Below are 13,641 nucleotides of genomic sequence, written 5' to 3'. Positions count from 1 at the left end.
GCCGACTACAAGGCGTGATCCCTACCTTCGGTGCCGAAAGGAAGAACCGGCACCGAAGGGACATCCGCCATGGCATCGCTCAGGACCCGCCTGCTCGCCACGCTCGTCACCGCCGCGGTGGCGGTGCCGGCGTCCGCCGCGGGCGGGTCCGCCGGGGTGCCCGCGCCCGTTCCCGCCGCCGTGGCGCCGCTGCGCGCCGCGACCCCCGCCGCGCTCGCCGGGCGGTACGCCGCCGGCCGCGCGGCCGTCCTGGCCGCCGAGCGCACCGCCGCCGCGCGGGGGCACCGCCTGCGGGCGGCGGCGCTGCGGGTCATGGCGGACCCGTCGCGCACGTTCCTGTCCTTCGACGGGCGCGACGGCGGACGGACCGTGGAGGTCTTCGGCGACCTCGCCACGGCCCGGCGGATCGCCGTCCTGGTGCCCGGCTCCGACACCAACCTCGACCGGTACGGCCTCCTGCGCGCCGGCGCGCTGCGGCTGCGCGAGGCGCTCGGGGACGGTTCGGCGGTCATCGCCTGGGCCGGGTACCGCACGCCCAGCACGCTCAGCCTGGACGTGCTGACGCCCGCGCGGGCCGACGAGGCCGTGCCGGGGCTGCGCGCGTTCGTACGGGAGCTGCGCGCGCTCAAGCCCGGCGCCCGGCTGTCGCTGGTGTGCCACTCCTACGGCTCGGTGGTGTGCGGACGGGCCGCGCCGGGCCTGGACGTGGCCGACATCGTCCTGATGGGCAGCCCCGGCGCGGGCGTCCCCGACGTCGCCGCGATGCGCACCCGCGCGGTCGTGTGGGCCGGGCGCGGCGGCGGCGACTGGATCGGCGGCGTGCCCCACGCGCTGGTCGAGCTGCCGTTCGTCACGGTCGGGCTGGGGGCCGACCCGCTCTCGCCCGGGTTCGGCGCCCGCGTCTTCGCGGCGGGCGGCGGCGGCCACAGCGACTACCTGCGGCCCGGCTCCCCCGCGCTGACGGCCGTCGCCCGCATCGTCTCAGGAAGGGCCTCCCGCGATGTCTGACTCCTCCCTCCGCGCCCCCTCCGGCCCGCACGCCCTCCCCGACCGCCCGACCTCCGGCCCGCGCGGGCTCGTCGCGCGGATCGAGGCCGGGACTCCTCCGGAGCGCGACCGGGCCCTCGACGCCCTGCGGGCCCTGGCCATCCTCGGGGTGGTGGCCGGGCACTGGCTGGTGACCGCCGTGGTCACCGACAGCGGCAGCCTGCGCGTCACCAGCCCGCTCAAGGCCCTGCCGCAGCTCGCCCCGGTGTCGTGGGCGTTGCAGATGCTGGCGATCTTCTTCCTGGTGGGCGGCCAGGTCGCGGCGAAGGGCTACTGGTCGGCGCGGGCGGCGGGCATCGGCTACGGCCCGTGGCTGCGCGGCCGGCTGGGCCGGCTGTCGCGCCCGGCCGCGGTGGTCCTGGCGGTGTGGGCCGTGGCCGCGGTCGTGATGCTCGCCTCCGGCGTGTCGCTGGAGGACGTGCGGGTCCTGGTCAAGATGGTGGTGAACCCGATGTGGTTCCTGCTGGTGTTCGCCGCGCTGACGGCCGCCACGCCGCTGGTCGCCCGGCTGCACCCGGCCTGGCCGCTCGCGGCGGTCGTGGCCGCCGACGTGGTGCGGTTCGGGCCCGGCGGCCCGGAGTGGTTGTGGTGGGTGAACGTGGCGGCCGGGTGGCTGGTGCCGTACTGCCTGGGCGCGGCCTGGGCGCGCGGGGAGCTGCGCAGCCGGGCCTCCGGCTGGACGCTGCTGGCCGGCGGCGGGGCCGGGGCCGTGGCGCTGGTGCTGTGGTGCGGTTATCCGGCGACCATGGTCGGGGTGCCGGGCGCCCCGGCCTCCAACCTGGACCCGCCCTCATTGGCGGCCGTCGCCTACGGGCTCGCCCAGTGCGGCGCGGCGCTGCTGCTGCTCGGCCCGATGCGCCGGCTGCTGCGCCGCCCCGCCGCCTGGGCGGCCGTGGCCGTGGCGAACCTGGCCGCCATGACGATCTTCCTGTGGCACCAGACCGCGTTGATCGTGGTGACCGAGCTGGGCCTGCTGGCGAGCCGGGCGCTGGGTGGCCCGCCGGGTGGCGACGCGCTGCCCGGCCTGCACACGGTTCCCGACGGGTTCGGCTGGATGGCGGCCCGGCTGGCCTGGCTGCCGCTGTTCGCGGTGGCGCTGCTGGTGTGCTGCGCCGCCTTCCACACCTACGAACGCCGGCGCGCCCGCTAGAGCAGCTTCTCGATGGCCGCGACGACGGCCGGGTCGTCGGGGGTGGTGCGGGGGCGGAAGCGGGCCACGACGTTGCCCTCGCGGTCGAGCAGGAACTTCTCGAAGTTCCACTGGACGTCGCCCGCCGCGCCCTCCTCGTCGGCGGCCTGAGTGAGCTCGGCGTAGAGCGGGTGGCGGCCGGGGCCGTTGACGTCGGCCTTGGCCAGCAGCGGGAAGTCGACGCCGTAGGTGGCCGAGCAGAACTCCTGGATCTCCTCCGCCGTGCCCGGCTCCTGGCCGGCGAACTGGTTGCAGGGCATGCCGACCACGCTGAAGCCGCGCGGGCCGAAGTCCTGCTGGAGCTTGACCAGGCCGCTGTACTGCGGGGTCAGGCCGCAGCGGGAGGCCACGTTGACCAGGAGCACGGCCTTGTCGCCGGCGAGGTCGCCGAGCGTGGTGGGGTCGTCCGTGAGGGTGCGGAGCGGGATGTCGCGAAGGTTCATGATCTGAAGCTTACAGAACGACGCCGGCCGCAGATTGTGACCTATTCCTCATTTTTCCCCTATAACCCCTGAATATCAATAAGTCGTGATCTTGGATTCGCGCCTGATTTTTCATGGTCAATTAGCAAAGAAGGGCGTTTGTCAGGCAGGGTGACGCGGTCCCCGTCCCCTTCGAAAGGGAATCCGCATGCCCATGCTCCGCCGTACCGGTGTCCTGGTCCTGGCCGCCACGCTCGTGGCGGCGACCGGCACCACGGCCGCACAGGCGCAGAGCTCCCAGAGCAGTGGCAGGAACAAGGCCATCGCCAAGTCCCTGGTCGCCCAGCGCGGCTGGGGTGCCGCGAGCTACGGCTGCCTGGTCAGACTCTGGGCCAGAGAGAGCGGCTGGAACCACAGGGCCGGCAACCGGTCGGGCGCCTACGGCATCCCGCAGGCACTCCCGGGCCACAAGATGGCCTCCTCGGGCGCCGACTGGCGCACGAACCCGCGTACCCAGATCAGGTGGGGTCTGGGCTACATCAAGCAGCGGTACGGCTCGCCGTGTCGCGCGTGGGCGCACTTCCAATCCCACAGTTGGTACTGAGCCAAACCCCAGGTATGTCCGCGTTTTTCCTCAAGGACATGCCATATAGGTGACGGGCAGGGCAATCCTGGCCCAGCGAGATCGCCTTTTATCCGAATTGAGCGCGCAAACACCTGTCCTTCGCGTGTCGAGATCGCGGGCCCGCGGTCACGGCCCGTAATAGGAATCGTGCTAGAGGACACGTCGTGGCGCCTTCCGGGCCGTCCAGCACGATCGGGCGGTACAGGATCCCGGGGGGCCGCGCGGACCCTCCTCGTCCGAGCCACGGGCGCTGGATCGGCAGGGCGCCCCGCGGGGGCGCCCGTCCGCACGCGACCTGGAAGCAAGGATCGCCTTGGACAGCAAACGCGTGCTCAGCGGCACTCTTCTCACTATCAGCGCGTTCGGCGTCACGACCGGTTCGGCCTGGGCGGAGTCCCGGCCTCCGGTGATCAAGACGCGGACCTGGACAACGTCAGCGCAGCCCAAGATCGCGGCCGTGAGGCCCGCCGGAAGAAACAAGAAGATCGCCCTGGGGCAGGTCGTCCAGCGCGCGTGGAACTACCGGGAGTTCCGCTGCCTGGACAACCTGTGGACCAGAGAGAGCAATTGGAACCACCACGCGCTCAACCGGTCGTCGGGCGCCTACGGGATCCCGCAGGCGCTGCCCGCCGGCAAGATGAGCGGCGCGGGCAAGGACTGGAGGTCCAACCCCGAGACGCAGATCCGCTGGGGCCTGGCCTACATCAAGGGAAGGTACGGCAGGCCCTGCGGCGCCTGGGGGCACTGGAGATCGCACAACTGGTACTGATTCCCGCCGCGGAGGGCATCCGGGCCTTTCCCGGGTGCCCTCCTACTGACCGGCGTGCACCGCGATGGCCTGGATCAGCAGCTCGACCCCGAACTCGAACTCCGCCTCGTGGTCGCACTCGGCCAGCAGCGGCGTCAGCGCGCTCACCTCGGGGAACAGCGCCGGATCGACCTCGGCGGCCTCGACCGTGCGACTGTGGACGGGCGCGAACGTGGGCGTCACCCCGACCTCGCGGAGCAGCGAGCCCACGATGAAGGCGATGAACATGCGCAGCATCCGGACCGCGTCCGGCCCGTCGAAGCCCGCGCCGCGCAGCGTGGCCAGCGCCCGCTCGACCGGCAGCAGCCCGGCGTGGGAGTGGAGCTGGCGGCTGACCACCACCATGGTCGAGCGCGGATGGTGATGGGCGATCTGCCGGAAGGCGCGGGCCTGCGCCCGCACCCGGTCGGTCCAGTGGGCGTCGGGGTCGTCGGTGAACTCGATCCCGCTCAGCACGCTCTCGGCCACGCCGTTGAGCAGAGCGTCCTTGTTCGGCACGTGGTTGTACAGCGACATCACGCCGACCCCGAGCTCGGCGGCGATGCGGCGCATGGAGACCGCGTCCGCGCCCTCGCGCTCGATGAGGTCGATGGCCGCGGCCACGATGCGCGGCCTGGACAAGGGCTCGGTGGTCATAGCTCATTCTATTGACGCACGTACACCGTACGTGCAAGGGTCGAGCCGTGGACGTACACCGTACGTAATCCCCTCGCGGAGGTCCCCCATGTCGACGCACGATCTCTACACCCTCCCCGCCGAGCTCTCCACCTGGGACGTCGGGATGGCCGGCGCCAGCCGGTTCACCTGGGAGTACGACGAGGGCCGCGATCGCATGCTGGCCTTGTACCAGAAGGGCAAGGACAAGCAGTGGGACTCGGCCAAGCGCATCGACTGGGACCTGGAGGTGGACCCGTACAACGTGCTCGGGATCCCCGACACCACGATCGCCATCTACGACACCCCGCTGTGGCACCGGCTCGGCCCCCAGCAGCGCCAGGACGTCCGGCTGCACGGCGCGGCCTGGCAGTTCTCCCAGTTCCTGCACGGTGAGCAGGGTGCGATGATCTGCTCGGCCCGGATCGTGGAGTCGGTCCCCGACCTGGACTCCAAGTTCTACGCCGCCACCCAGACCATGGACGAGGCCCGCCACGCCGAGACCTACGCCCGTTTCCTCCAGGAGAAGCTGGGACTGGCCTACCCGATCAACGAGCACCTCAAGGCGCTGCTGGAGAGCACGCTCAGCGACTCCCGCTGGGACATGCCCTACCTCGGCATGCAGGTGCTCATCGAGGGCCTGGCGCTGGCCGCGTTCGGCGTGATGCGCGACATCACCACCAAGCCGCTGCCCAAGCAGATCCTCGCGTACGTGATGCAGGACGAGGCCCGGCACGTCGCCTTCGGCCGCATGGCGCTGCGCGACTACTACAAGAACCTGTCGGAGTCCGAGCTGCGCGAGCGCGAGGACTTCGTCATCGAGGGCTGCTACCTGATGCGCGACCGGCTGCGCGGCGTGGAGTCCTGGGAGCACCTGGGCCTGTCCAAGGCGGAGACCGACGAGGTCATGCGGGCCACCGACCAGTCGGAGTACCTGCGGCTGTTCCGTTCGCTGCTGTTCAGCAGGATCGTGCCGTGCGTCAAGGACATCGGGCTGTGGAGTCCGCGGCTGCAGCAGGCGTACGCCGACATGGGCGTGCTGGAGATGGCCGGCCAGTCGCTCGACGCCCTCATGAAGCAGGACGAGGACATCGCCGACAAGCTGGACGAGGCCCGCTTCGCCGCCGAGGAGTCGGAGCGGCACGCCGAGGTCGCCGACACCATCGCCCTCGGCTCGACCGCCCCCTGACCGGCGCGCCCGCCCGCTCCGCGGGTGCTCAGCGTCCGCTGTGGAAGCGCCGGTGCAGCTCGCGCACCTGGCCGGCCAGCTCGGGGACGGGCCCGTCCACCGCGACGCCCGGCGCGACGGCGTTGACCGGCAGCGTGCTCACCGGCGGCGCCGGCACGCCCAGCTCGCCCAGCCAGTCGGCGAGCTGGGCCGACGACGCCACGTAGACGATGCGCCCCAGCCCCACCCAGGCGTGGGCCGCCGCGCACATCGGGCAGTGCTCGCCGGAGGTGTAGACGGTGGCCTCCGCCCGCTCCGGCGGGGCCAGGTGGGCCGCCGCCCATCGCGCCAGCTCGAATTCCGGATGCCGGGTGCGGTCGCCCCCGGCCACCCGGTTGTGGTCCTCGGCCAGCACAGTGCCGTCCCCGGCGACCAGCACCGACCCGAAGGGCTCGTCGCCCGACTCCAGCGCCTCGGTCGCCAGCTCGACACAGCGGCGCAGGTACGGCAGTTCACTCTCGTCGATCATCGCAACTTCCTGTCCGGTGAGAAAACGTGAGCGGAAAGGACAGCCCCGCCTTGGCCTCCGCCGCGCCCGAGCCGCAGGTGGACGGGCTGCCAGGCCGCCTCGACGGTGGCGGAGGCACGGTCGGCGGGCACGTCATGCAGGTCTCGTTTCTGCACGTTACCTGCAGAAACCCCCACATTTACCGCAAAAAATGGGTTGATCCCACGTATTAACCTGGATGGGATGCCTCCCGATACTGACACACCTCGCCGTCCCCTGCTCTCCTCCAACTCCCTGTGGCGGATGAAGTCCTACCTCCGCCCGTACGCCGCCAGACTGGTGCTCATCTGGCTGGCCGCGATCCTCAGCATCGCCGCGAGCATCGCGCTGCCCCTGATCAGTGAGAAGGTCATCGACGGCCCCGTGACGCGGGGCGACTCCGACGGGCTGCTCCCGCTCGGGCTCATCGCCCTGGGCGTGGGCGTCGTGGAGGCCGGGCTGATCTTCCTGCGGCGCTGGACCCAGGTCAAGCCCGTCCTCGGGCTGGAGACCGCGATCCGCGACGACCTCTACGAGCACCTGCAGCGCCTGCCGATGGGCTTCCACGGCGACTGGCAGTCGGGCCAGTTGTTGTCGCGGGCCACGACGGACCTGTCCACGATCCGCCGCTTCCTCGGCTTCGGCATGCTCTTCCTGGTGATGAACATCCTCCAGCTCATCACCGTGACCGTGCTGCTGCTGAACAAGTACTGGCCGCTCGGGCTGCTGGTGCTGGCCTCGGCCGTGCCGATCGTGTGGACGTCCCTGCGGTTCGAGAAGCGGTACATCAAGATCTCCCGCCAGGTCCAGGACGAGCAGGGCGACCTCGCCACGCTCGTCGAGGAGTCGGCCATCGGCATCCGTACGATCAAGGCCTTCGGCCGCCGCCACCACGTCTACGACCGGTACGACGAGGCGGCCCGCAAGGTGTACGGCAGCTCGGTCGGCAAGGCCAACCTGTCGGCGAAGTTCTTCGCCTTCCTCGAAGTGATCCCCAACGTCACCCTCGCCCTGGTGCTGCTGCTCGGCGCCCTCGCGGTGGGCTCCGGCTCGATGACGCTGGGCACGCTGGTCGCCTTCACCACCCTGATGCTCCAGCTCGTCTGGCCGATCGCGAGCCTCGGCTACATCCTGGCCATGGCCCAGGAGGCGATGACCTCCGCCGACCGCGTCATGGAGGTCATGGACACCGTCCCGGCGATCGAGGGCGGCACCCGCACGATCGAGCTGCCCCGCGGCCACCTGCGGTTCGAGGGCGTCGGGTTCACCTTCCCCGGCGCCGACGGGCCGGTGCTGCGGGACGTCTGGCTGGACGTGCGCCCCGGCGAGACGGTGGCCGTCGTCGGCGCGACCGGCGCGGGCAAGACCACGCTGACCGCGCTGGTGCCCCGGCTGATCGACCCCACCGTGGGCCGCGTGACGATCGACGGCCAGGACGTGCGCGACCTCGACCTGACCACGCTGCGCTCGCTGGTGGCCACCGCGTTCGAGGAGCCGACCCTGTTCTCGATGAGCGTGCGCGAGAACCTCATGCTCGGCCGGCTCGACGCCACCGAGGAGGAGCTGGCCGACGCGATCCGCACCGCGCAGGCCGGATTCGTCTACGACCTCCCCTGGGGTCTCGACACCCGGATCGGCGAGCAGGGCCTGTCGCTGTCCGGCGGGCAGCGGCAGCGGCTCGCCCTGGCGCGGGCGGTGCTGAGCAGGCCGCGCGTCCTCGTCCTCGACGACACCCTGTCCGCGCTCGACGTGGAGACCGAGGCGCTGGTGGAGGAGGCGCTGCGGCACGTCCTGCGCGAGGCGACCGGCATCGTGGTCGCCCACCGCGCCTCGACCGTGCTGCTGGCCGACAAGGTGGCGCTGCTGCGCGACGGCACCATCACCCACGTCGGACGCCACCACGAGCTGCTGGCCGACGTCCCCGAGTACCGCGAGCTGCTGGCCCAGGACGCCGACTTCGACCCCTCGGAAGGAGCGCTGCGATGACCACCGCCCCCGTCTCCTCCTGGCGCGGCGTCGCCTCCGAAGAGCAGGACGAACTGCCGGAGAAGGTCTCGGTACTCCTGCGGGAGCGCTCCCGCAGGCTGCTCGGCGACCTGCTGCGCCCGTACCGCAAGGCCATCGCGCTGCTCACCGCGATCATCGTCGTCTCGAACGCGGCGGCGCTCGCGATCCCGTACCTGGTCAAGGTGGGGATCGACGACGGCATCCCGCCGATGACCCGCGGGGCGGCGCCCGAGATCCTGCTGGTCGTGGTCGGGGTGATCCTGGCCGCGGCCGTCACGCAGGCGCTCACCCGGCAGGCGTTCCTGCGCCTGTCGGGGAAGATCGGCCAGAGCGTGCTGCTGGAGCTGCGCAGGCGGGTGTTCGACCACTTCCAGCGGCTGTCGCTGAGCTTCCACGAGAAGTACACCTCGGGCCGGGTCATCTCCCGGCTGACCTCCGACATCGAGGCCATCTCCGAACTGCTTCAGTCGGGCTTCGACGGGCTGGTCAAGGCGGTGCTGACGATGTTCGGCACGGCCGGGCTGCTGCTGATCCTCGACGTGCACCTCGGCCTGGTCGCGCTCGTCCCGCTGCCGCTGCTGCTGCTGTTCACGCGGTGGTTCCGGCGCCAGTCGGTGATCGTCTACCGGCGGACGCGCGAGACGGTCGCGCTGGTGATCGTGCACTTCGTCGAGTCGATGACCGGCATCCGGGCGGTGCAGGCGTTCCGCAGGGAGCCGCGCAACCAGGAGATCTTCGCCCAGCTCAACGACGACTACCGGGACGCCAACGCGCGCAGCATGCTGCTGGGCGCGGAGTTCATGTTCGGCATCAAGCTGATCGGCAACCTGACCGTGGGCGGGGTGCTGCTCTACGGCGGCTACCTGGCCATCAACGGCGAGGTGACGGTCGGCGTGCTGGCCGCGTTCCTGCTGTACCTGCGGCAGTTCTACGAGCCGATGCAGGAGCTCAGCCAGTTCTACAACACCCTGCAGTCGGCGGGCGCGGCCCTGGAGAAGCTGTCGGGCGTGCTGGAGGAGGAGCCCGGTGTGCCCGAGCCGCGGCGGCCCGAGGCGCTCCCCCAGTCGGCCCGCGGCATGGTGCGCTTCGAGGGCGTGCGGTTCGCCTACGTCGAGGAGATGCCGATCCTGCCCGGCCTCGACCTGACGATCCCCGGCGGGCAGAGCGTGGCGCTTGTCGGCGCGACCGGCGCGGGCAAGACGACACTGGCCAAGCTGATCTCCCGCTTCTACGACCCGACCGCGGGCCGCGTCCTGCTCGACGGGGTCGACCTGCGCGACCTGGACGAGCCGACGCTGCGCCAGGCCGTGGTCATGGTGACGCAGGAGAACTTCCTGTTCAGCGGCACGGTCGCGGACAACATCCGGTTCGGCCGGCCGGACGCCACCGACCGGCAGGTACGCGAGGCGGCCAAGGCGATCGGCGCGCACGAGTTCGTCGCCGGCCTGCCCGACGGCTACGACACCGAGGTCGGCAAGCGCGGCGGACGGATGTCGGCGGGTCAGCGGCAGCTCATCGCGTTCGCCAGGGCGTTCCTCGCCGATCCCGCGGTGCTCATCCTCGACGAGGCCACCTCCAGCCTCGACGTGCCGAGCGAGCGGCTGGTGCAGCGGGCGCTGCGCACGATCCTCGCCGACCGCACCGCGCTGATCATCGCCCACCGGCTCTCGACGGTGGAGATCGCCGACCGGGTGCTGGTGATGGAGGCCGGCCAGGTCGTCGAGGACGGGCCGCCCGACCGGCTCATCGCCGCCTCGGGCCGCTTCGCCGGGCTGCACCGGGCCTGGCTGGAGAGCCTGAGCCAGTAGCCGGGACACCATTGGCCCGCCGCGCGGGCGGCGGGCTAATGGTGAACGGGCGTGACGGCCACGAGGCTCCGGTACAGCTCGTACCCGACGAACAGGGCGACGGGCACCCCGATCGCGACGAGCAACCGGCCGGCCAGGGGCGCTCCCGGCAGGGGCGTCTTCGGCTCCTCCAGCAGCGGGCCCGACGCGGTGCCGAGCTCGGGCAGCAGTTCGGGCAGCAGTTCGGGGTCCGGCCGCAGCTCGGGGTGCCTGGCCAGGTAGCCGCTGGGGAACGACGTCACGTGATAGGCGCCGCATCCCGGGCAGCACGTGCCCGACCAGGGGGGTTGCACGGCAACGCCGGAGCTGAGCCAGATCTCGACCTCGTTGCCGTGGTCGTCGGCGAAATGCCGGACGACGAATTCCTCCTCCCAGACACGCAGACAGCGAAGGCACTCGAAGGGCCAGGTCTCGCGGGTCTCGAACCCGTCGCGCACGAGGATCACCCCCGGCTGGGATTCGGTGGTCTAGGTGGTCTGGACCTGAGTGTGCGCCTGACCGGGCGCTTCCGCAAGGGCCCCTTATGACACTTCAAGCTACGAAACGCTTACCAAGTGTCATGGTTTAGCGCCGCTTTTTAGTACATGCCCGTCCCGCCGGTCCGTTCCCGGCGTCAGTACGGACGCCGCGGCGGGACCGGGCTGAGCAGCGGCGTCGCATCCGGTGCGACGGGCTCGGCCGCCCGGAACAGCTCCGGATGGCGGGCGAGATAGCCGGCCGGGAACGTGGTGGTCTGCTGGCAGCCGCAGTGCGGGCAGATCACCCCGGACGACGGCGGCGGCACCACCAACCCGTCCCTGAGCCAGATCTCGGCGGCGTTCCCGTGCTCGTCGTCGATGTGCCTGACGAGGTAGTCCTCTTCCCAGACGTGCCAGCAGCCGCGGCACTCGAAGGGCAGGGTCCTGCGTTCTTCCTCCACTGAGGTCACCCCCTCACTACGAGTGTCCGCCTCCCCTCCCGGACATCGCAAGCCGGGGGTCACCGAACCGTGAGCACGAAGGTGAGCGCGCCGAGCACGACGCTGAGGGTGCCGAGCCAGGCGAACAGCGCGTCGAGGCCCGCGTCGATGGGCCGTCCGCCGTGCAGGGCCTCCTGGACCCGGCGGAAGCGCACCCCGGTCCTGATCAGCAGGACGGCGCCGCAGAGCGCGGCCAGCGCGAACCCCGCGACGGCCACGGCGGGCAGGCCGTGGCGCACCGCGAGCCCGGCGGCGCCGAGCCCGCCCGTGGACAGCGCCACGGCGGTGCGCACCCAGGCGAGCCGCGTGCGCTCGCTCTGCAGGCCCTCGTCCCAGATCTCCTGTGACATCTACACCGACAGGATGATGAGCACGAGGGCGACGATCGCGACGGTGGCGACGCCGTACCCGAAGACGGCCGCCAAGGCGGGCGGCGGGAGCGGCGACTGGTTGCGCAGGGCGCGCTGGATGTTGCGCCAGCGCGGGTAGGCCATGCCCGCCGCCAGCGCGGACAGCGTCACGAGCATGACGGCCAGCACGGTGCGGACCCACGGCACGAACACGTCCGCGGGCACCGCCGCCATGGCCACCCCGCCCGCGCTGAGCGCCAGCGCCGTGCTCAGCCACGTGAGAAAGGTGCGTTCGTTGGCCAAGGTGAAACGCGGGTCGGGCTCCATGCTTTATATGGTAATTCGTCCCCTTTTCCCCTAGAGAAGCCGGGATTTCAGCTGCACGCCTTGGCGACCTGCTGCGCGTAGTCGACCGCTTCGCCGGCCACCTTCTGGGCCGCGTCGACGGCGTCGTTGACGTTGTTGACGTCGATCCCGCCCAAAGTCTTGGCAAGGTCTTCGCTGGCCTGCTTGAGCGTGGTGTTGGCGGCCTTGTCGGCCACGTCGTTGAGCTTGCCCGCGGCGTCGTCGAGCGCCTTCTCCATGGCCTTGGGATCGTCGGTGAGGTCCTTGACCTTGACGGCCAGGTCGGTGACGATCTTCGGCGCCTCCAGGCACGCCTGGGCCTTGTCGATCGTGTCGTTGACCTCGCCACACCCGGCGGCCAGGACGCATACGGCGAAGAGCGCCAGGGGAACGAACCGGCTCTTGATGAGTCGCATACCTCGACCATACCCAGCCCCCCTCCTCCGCGGCGGCCCCCGATCCCCCACATCCACGCCACCCCATGAACAACCCCTCGTTGTACGGACAACCACTCCCAACCCCAGCCGCGAATCCCCTGATTCAAGGGCCGGTCCACCCCTGAACCCCGACCGTGAGGCCCTGAACCTCGGACACCCTCCTAGCAGCCGTTCCAGATGGTCCATGTCGTTGTGCCGGTAGCGACGTAAGCGGGCCCCGCCCAGGCGTACGGCGTCGATGAGGCAGGCGTGCACCAGCCGGTCGCCGATCACCACGTCGCCCGGGCCCAGCAGCGCGCCCAGGGCGAGCCGTGACCCGCCGCTGCCCGTCCCGAGCCGCCGGATCGCCGCGACGGCGGCCTCCTTGACGCGGGGATCCCCCGACAGGCCGAGATGGTCGTTGGACCCGGCCTGCACCAGCACCCGCCCGCCGACCACCACCTCCCCGTCGCCCGGCCGCTCCTCGACGGGGTGGTAGTAGGGATAGACGCCCAGATCCTTGACCGGCTGACACTCGGGCAGACGACATTTCGCGAACACATCGGTCATGACTTCTCGCTCCCCTTGGGTGCGGGCCCCTGTACCCGCTCGGACGGCTCGGCCCAGTGCCGCCCTCGCCGTTTCCCGGCAGCTCTCCGCAGGCAGTCGGCGAAGAGCCCTGGACGACACTCACCGCCCCCGATCCAGACGCCGTCCCCGCATGTCAGGACACGCACAAGAGGTCTGGGCGGAAGACGACGACGCCCGGGTTCTAGGATCTGATTCATGGCAATGTGCGAGCATCTTTCCAAGGCCGACGACCCGGCGGCGAAGACCCCAGAAGGCTGTGAGGAGTGCCTGGCCAGCGGCAGCCGGTGGGTGCACCTGCGGCGCTGTCTTGAGTGCGGCCACATCGGCTGCTGCGACTCCTCGCCCAACAAGCACGCGACCAAGCACTTCCACGAGACCACGCACCCGGTGATGCAGTCGTACGAACCGGGCGAGAACTGGCGCTGGTGCTTCGTGGACAACCAGATGGGCTGACCGGACGGCGCCGCACAGGCGCCTCACCCGCCAGAACCGCACCCTGCGGGATGCGCCCGGGCCGCCAGCCGCACTCCCGCACGCTGGGGAGCGTTCACGACGCCGCCACGCTTAGGGGTCAGGGCCCTTCGGGGACAACGCCCCCAGGCAAGGGCGGGCCCATCGGGGACATCCCTCGGGCGGGGTCAGCGCGCGTCGCGATCAGCGTCCCTCA

Annotated in this window: 16 protein-coding genes; 8 read left to right on the top strand and 8 right to left on the bottom strand. The window is 71.1% G+C overall.

From position 1 onward, the window contains the following. The first annotated feature begins 69 nt into the window (after nucleotides 1-69). Nucleotides 70-1,008 carry an alpha/beta hydrolase gene (locus ACIHAD_RS08100; RefSeq protein WP_397353614.1) on the top strand — a complete coding sequence of 313 codons (939 nt, stop codon included), beginning with the start codon at nucleotides 70-72 and terminating at the stop codon, nucleotides 1,006-1,008. Then, nucleotides 1,001-2,197, top strand: coding sequence for an acyltransferase (locus ACIHAD_RS08095; RefSeq protein WP_397353613.1), 1,197 nt, complete (start codon nucleotides 1,001-1,003; stop codon nucleotides 2,195-2,197). The genes ACIHAD_RS08100 and ACIHAD_RS08095 overlap by 8 nt, the downstream gene beginning before the upstream one ends. Here the strand turns inward: ACIHAD_RS08095 and ACIHAD_RS08090 are convergent. Beyond that, a complete protein-coding gene (locus tag ACIHAD_RS08090) occupies nucleotides 2,194-2,679 on the bottom strand; it encodes a glutathione peroxidase (RefSeq protein WP_397353612.1) in 486 nt (161 codons plus the stop codon). The two genes, ACIHAD_RS08095 and ACIHAD_RS08090, sit on opposite strands and share 4 nt — an antisense overlap. Nucleotides 2,680-2,866: 187 nt before the next feature. On the opposite strand from ACIHAD_RS08090, the gene ACIHAD_RS08085 reads away from it, so the two are divergent. After that, a complete protein-coding gene (locus tag ACIHAD_RS08085; protein WP_397353611.1) occupies nucleotides 2,867-3,262 on the top strand; it encodes a transglycosylase SLT domain-containing protein in 396 nt (131 codons plus the stop codon). A gap of 334 nt (nucleotides 3,263-3,596) precedes the next feature. After that, a complete protein-coding gene (locus tag ACIHAD_RS08080; protein WP_397353610.1) occupies nucleotides 3,597-4,052 on the top strand; it encodes a transglycosylase SLT domain-containing protein in 456 nt (151 codons plus the stop codon). Between the two features lie 42 nt (nucleotides 4,053-4,094). Here the strand turns inward: ACIHAD_RS08080 and ACIHAD_RS08075 are convergent, their stop codons facing one another. Beyond that, complete coding sequence (locus ACIHAD_RS08075; protein ID WP_397353609.1) at nucleotides 4,095-4,727, bottom strand: TetR/AcrR family transcriptional regulator; 633 nt, start codon at nucleotides 4,725-4,727, stop codon at nucleotides 4,095-4,097. A gap of 88 nt (nucleotides 4,728-4,815) precedes the next feature. Between ACIHAD_RS08075 and ACIHAD_RS08070 the strand changes: the two genes are divergently transcribed. Next, entirely contained in the window at nucleotides 4,816-5,934 is a 1,119-nt protein-coding gene (locus ACIHAD_RS08070) for a ferritin-like domain-containing protein (RefSeq protein ID WP_397353608.1), read from the top strand. 28 nt (nucleotides 5,935-5,962) lie between these two features. Here the strand turns inward: ACIHAD_RS08070 and ACIHAD_RS08065 are convergent, their stop codons facing one another. Beyond that, a complete protein-coding gene (locus ACIHAD_RS08065; RefSeq protein ID WP_397353607.1) occupies nucleotides 5,963-6,442 on the bottom strand; it encodes a nucleoside deaminase in 480 nt (159 codons plus the stop codon). A 222-nt stretch (nucleotides 6,443-6,664) separates the two neighbouring features. Between ACIHAD_RS08065 and ACIHAD_RS08060 the strand changes: the two genes are divergently transcribed. Both ACIHAD_RS08060 and ACIHAD_RS08055 read left to right on the top strand, forming a co-directional pair. Beyond that, nucleotides 6,665-8,446: an ABC transporter ATP-binding protein gene (locus tag ACIHAD_RS08060; RefSeq protein ID WP_397353606.1), complete on the top strand. Its 1,782-nt coding sequence runs from the start codon at nucleotides 6,665-6,667 to the stop codon at nucleotides 8,444-8,446. Next, the gene (locus ACIHAD_RS08055) at nucleotides 8,443-10,275 is read left to right on the top strand and encodes an ABC transporter ATP-binding protein (protein ID WP_397353605.1); all 1,833 of its coding nucleotides are present in this window, start codon (nucleotides 8,443-8,445) and stop codon (nucleotides 10,273-10,275) included. Before ACIHAD_RS08060 ends, ACIHAD_RS08055 begins: the two co-directional genes overlap by 4 nt. Nucleotides 10,276-10,310: 35 nt before the next feature. Here ACIHAD_RS08055 and ACIHAD_RS08050 read toward each other — a convergent pair whose 3' ends face one another. The 5 genes from ACIHAD_RS08050 to ACIHAD_RS08030 all read right to left on the bottom strand — a co-directional run bounded on the left by ACIHAD_RS08050 (nucleotide 10,311) and on the right by ACIHAD_RS08030 (nucleotide 12,953). Beyond that, nucleotides 10,311-10,751: a hypothetical protein gene (locus ACIHAD_RS08050; RefSeq protein WP_397353604.1), complete on the bottom strand. Its 441-nt coding sequence runs from the start codon at nucleotides 10,749-10,751 to the stop codon at nucleotides 10,311-10,313. A gap of 176 nt (nucleotides 10,752-10,927) precedes the next feature. Beyond that, entirely contained in the window at nucleotides 10,928-11,242 is a 315-nt protein-coding gene (locus ACIHAD_RS08045; protein WP_397353603.1) for a hypothetical protein, read from the bottom strand. A 50-nt stretch (nucleotides 11,243-11,292) separates the two neighbouring features. Then, nucleotides 11,293-11,622 carry a DUF202 domain-containing protein gene (locus ACIHAD_RS08040; protein ID WP_397353602.1) on the bottom strand — a complete coding sequence of 110 codons (330 nt, stop codon included), beginning with the start codon at nucleotides 11,620-11,622 and terminating at the stop codon, nucleotides 11,293-11,295. Continuing rightward, nucleotides 11,623-11,949 (bottom strand): YidH family protein, encoded by a 327-nt coding sequence (locus ACIHAD_RS08035; protein ID WP_397353601.1) that lies wholly within the window; start codon nucleotides 11,947-11,949, stop codon nucleotides 11,623-11,625. Nucleotides 11,950-11,996: 47 nt separating this feature from the next. Beyond that, nucleotides 11,997-12,953: an aminotransferase class I/II-fold pyridoxal phosphate-dependent enzyme gene (locus tag ACIHAD_RS08030; protein WP_397353599.1), complete on the bottom strand. Its 957-nt coding sequence runs from the start codon at nucleotides 12,951-12,953 to the stop codon at nucleotides 11,997-11,999. A 216-nt stretch (nucleotides 12,954-13,169) separates the two neighbouring features. On the opposite strand from ACIHAD_RS08030, the gene ACIHAD_RS08025 reads away from it, so the two are divergent. Continuing rightward, nucleotides 13,170-13,427 (top strand): ubiquitin carboxyl-terminal hydrolase 14, encoded by a 258-nt coding sequence (locus tag ACIHAD_RS08025; protein ID WP_397353598.1) that lies wholly within the window; start codon nucleotides 13,170-13,172, stop codon nucleotides 13,425-13,427. The last annotated feature ends 214 nt before the right edge of the window (nucleotides 13,428-13,641 follow it).

It is taken from the genome of Nonomuraea sp. NPDC052265 (assembly GCF_044547985.1).
GTDB lineage: Bacteria > Actinomycetota > Actinomycetes > Streptosporangiales > Streptosporangiaceae > Nonomuraea.
The sequence above is the reverse complement of the archived record's forward strand: the minus strand, read 5'-3'. Positions and strand labels throughout refer to the sequence as shown.

What these genes read in the sequence shown, in the direction of transcription:
- ACIHAD_RS08065 (WP_397353607.1), bottom strand. Translation starts at nt 6,442, where the DNA reads ATGATCGACGAGAGTGAACTGCCGTACCTGCGCCGCTGTGTCGAGCTG.
- ACIHAD_RS08085 (WP_397353611.1), top strand. Translation starts at nt 2,867, where the DNA reads ATGCCCATGCTCCGCCGTACCGGTGTCCTGGTCCTGGCCGCCACGCTC.
- ACIHAD_RS08060 (WP_397353606.1), top strand. Translation starts at nt 6,665, where the DNA reads ATGCCTCCCGATACTGACACACCTCGCCGTCCCCTGCTCTCCTCCAAC.
- ACIHAD_RS08055 (WP_397353605.1), top strand. Translation starts at nt 8,443, where the DNA reads ATGACCACCGCCCCCGTCTCCTCCTGGCGCGGCGTCGCCTCCGAAGAG.
- ACIHAD_RS08070 (WP_397353608.1), top strand. Translation starts at nt 4,816, where the DNA reads ATGTCGACGCACGATCTCTACACCCTCCCCGCCGAGCTCTCCACCTGG.
- ACIHAD_RS08100 (WP_397353614.1), top strand. Translation starts at nt 70, where the DNA reads ATGGCATCGCTCAGGACCCGCCTGCTCGCCACGCTCGTCACCGCCGCG.
- ACIHAD_RS08040 (WP_397353602.1), bottom strand. Translation starts at nt 11,622, where the DNA reads ATGTCACAGGAGATCTGGGACGAGGGCCTGCAGAGCGAGCGCACGCGG.
- ACIHAD_RS08035 (WP_397353601.1), bottom strand. Translation starts at nt 11,949, where the DNA reads ATGGAGCCCGACCCGCGTTTCACCTTGGCCAACGAACGCACCTTTCTC.
- ACIHAD_RS08090 (WP_397353612.1), bottom strand. Translation starts at nt 2,679, where the DNA reads ATGAACCTTCGCGACATCCCGCTCCGCACCCTCACGGACGACCCCACC.
- ACIHAD_RS08095 (WP_397353613.1), top strand. Translation starts at nt 1,001, where the DNA reads ATGTCTGACTCCTCCCTCCGCGCCCCCTCCGGCCCGCACGCCCTCCCC.
- ACIHAD_RS08075 (WP_397353609.1), bottom strand. Translation starts at nt 4,727, where the DNA reads ATGACCACCGAGCCCTTGTCCAGGCCGCGCATCGTGGCCGCGGCCATC.
- ACIHAD_RS08030 (WP_397353599.1), bottom strand. Translation starts at nt 12,953, where the DNA reads ATGACCGATGTGTTCGCGAAATGTCGTCTGCCCGAGTGTCAGCCGGTC.
- ACIHAD_RS08025 (WP_397353598.1), top strand. Translation starts at nt 13,170, where the DNA reads ATGGCAATGTGCGAGCATCTTTCCAAGGCCGACGACCCGGCGGCGAAG.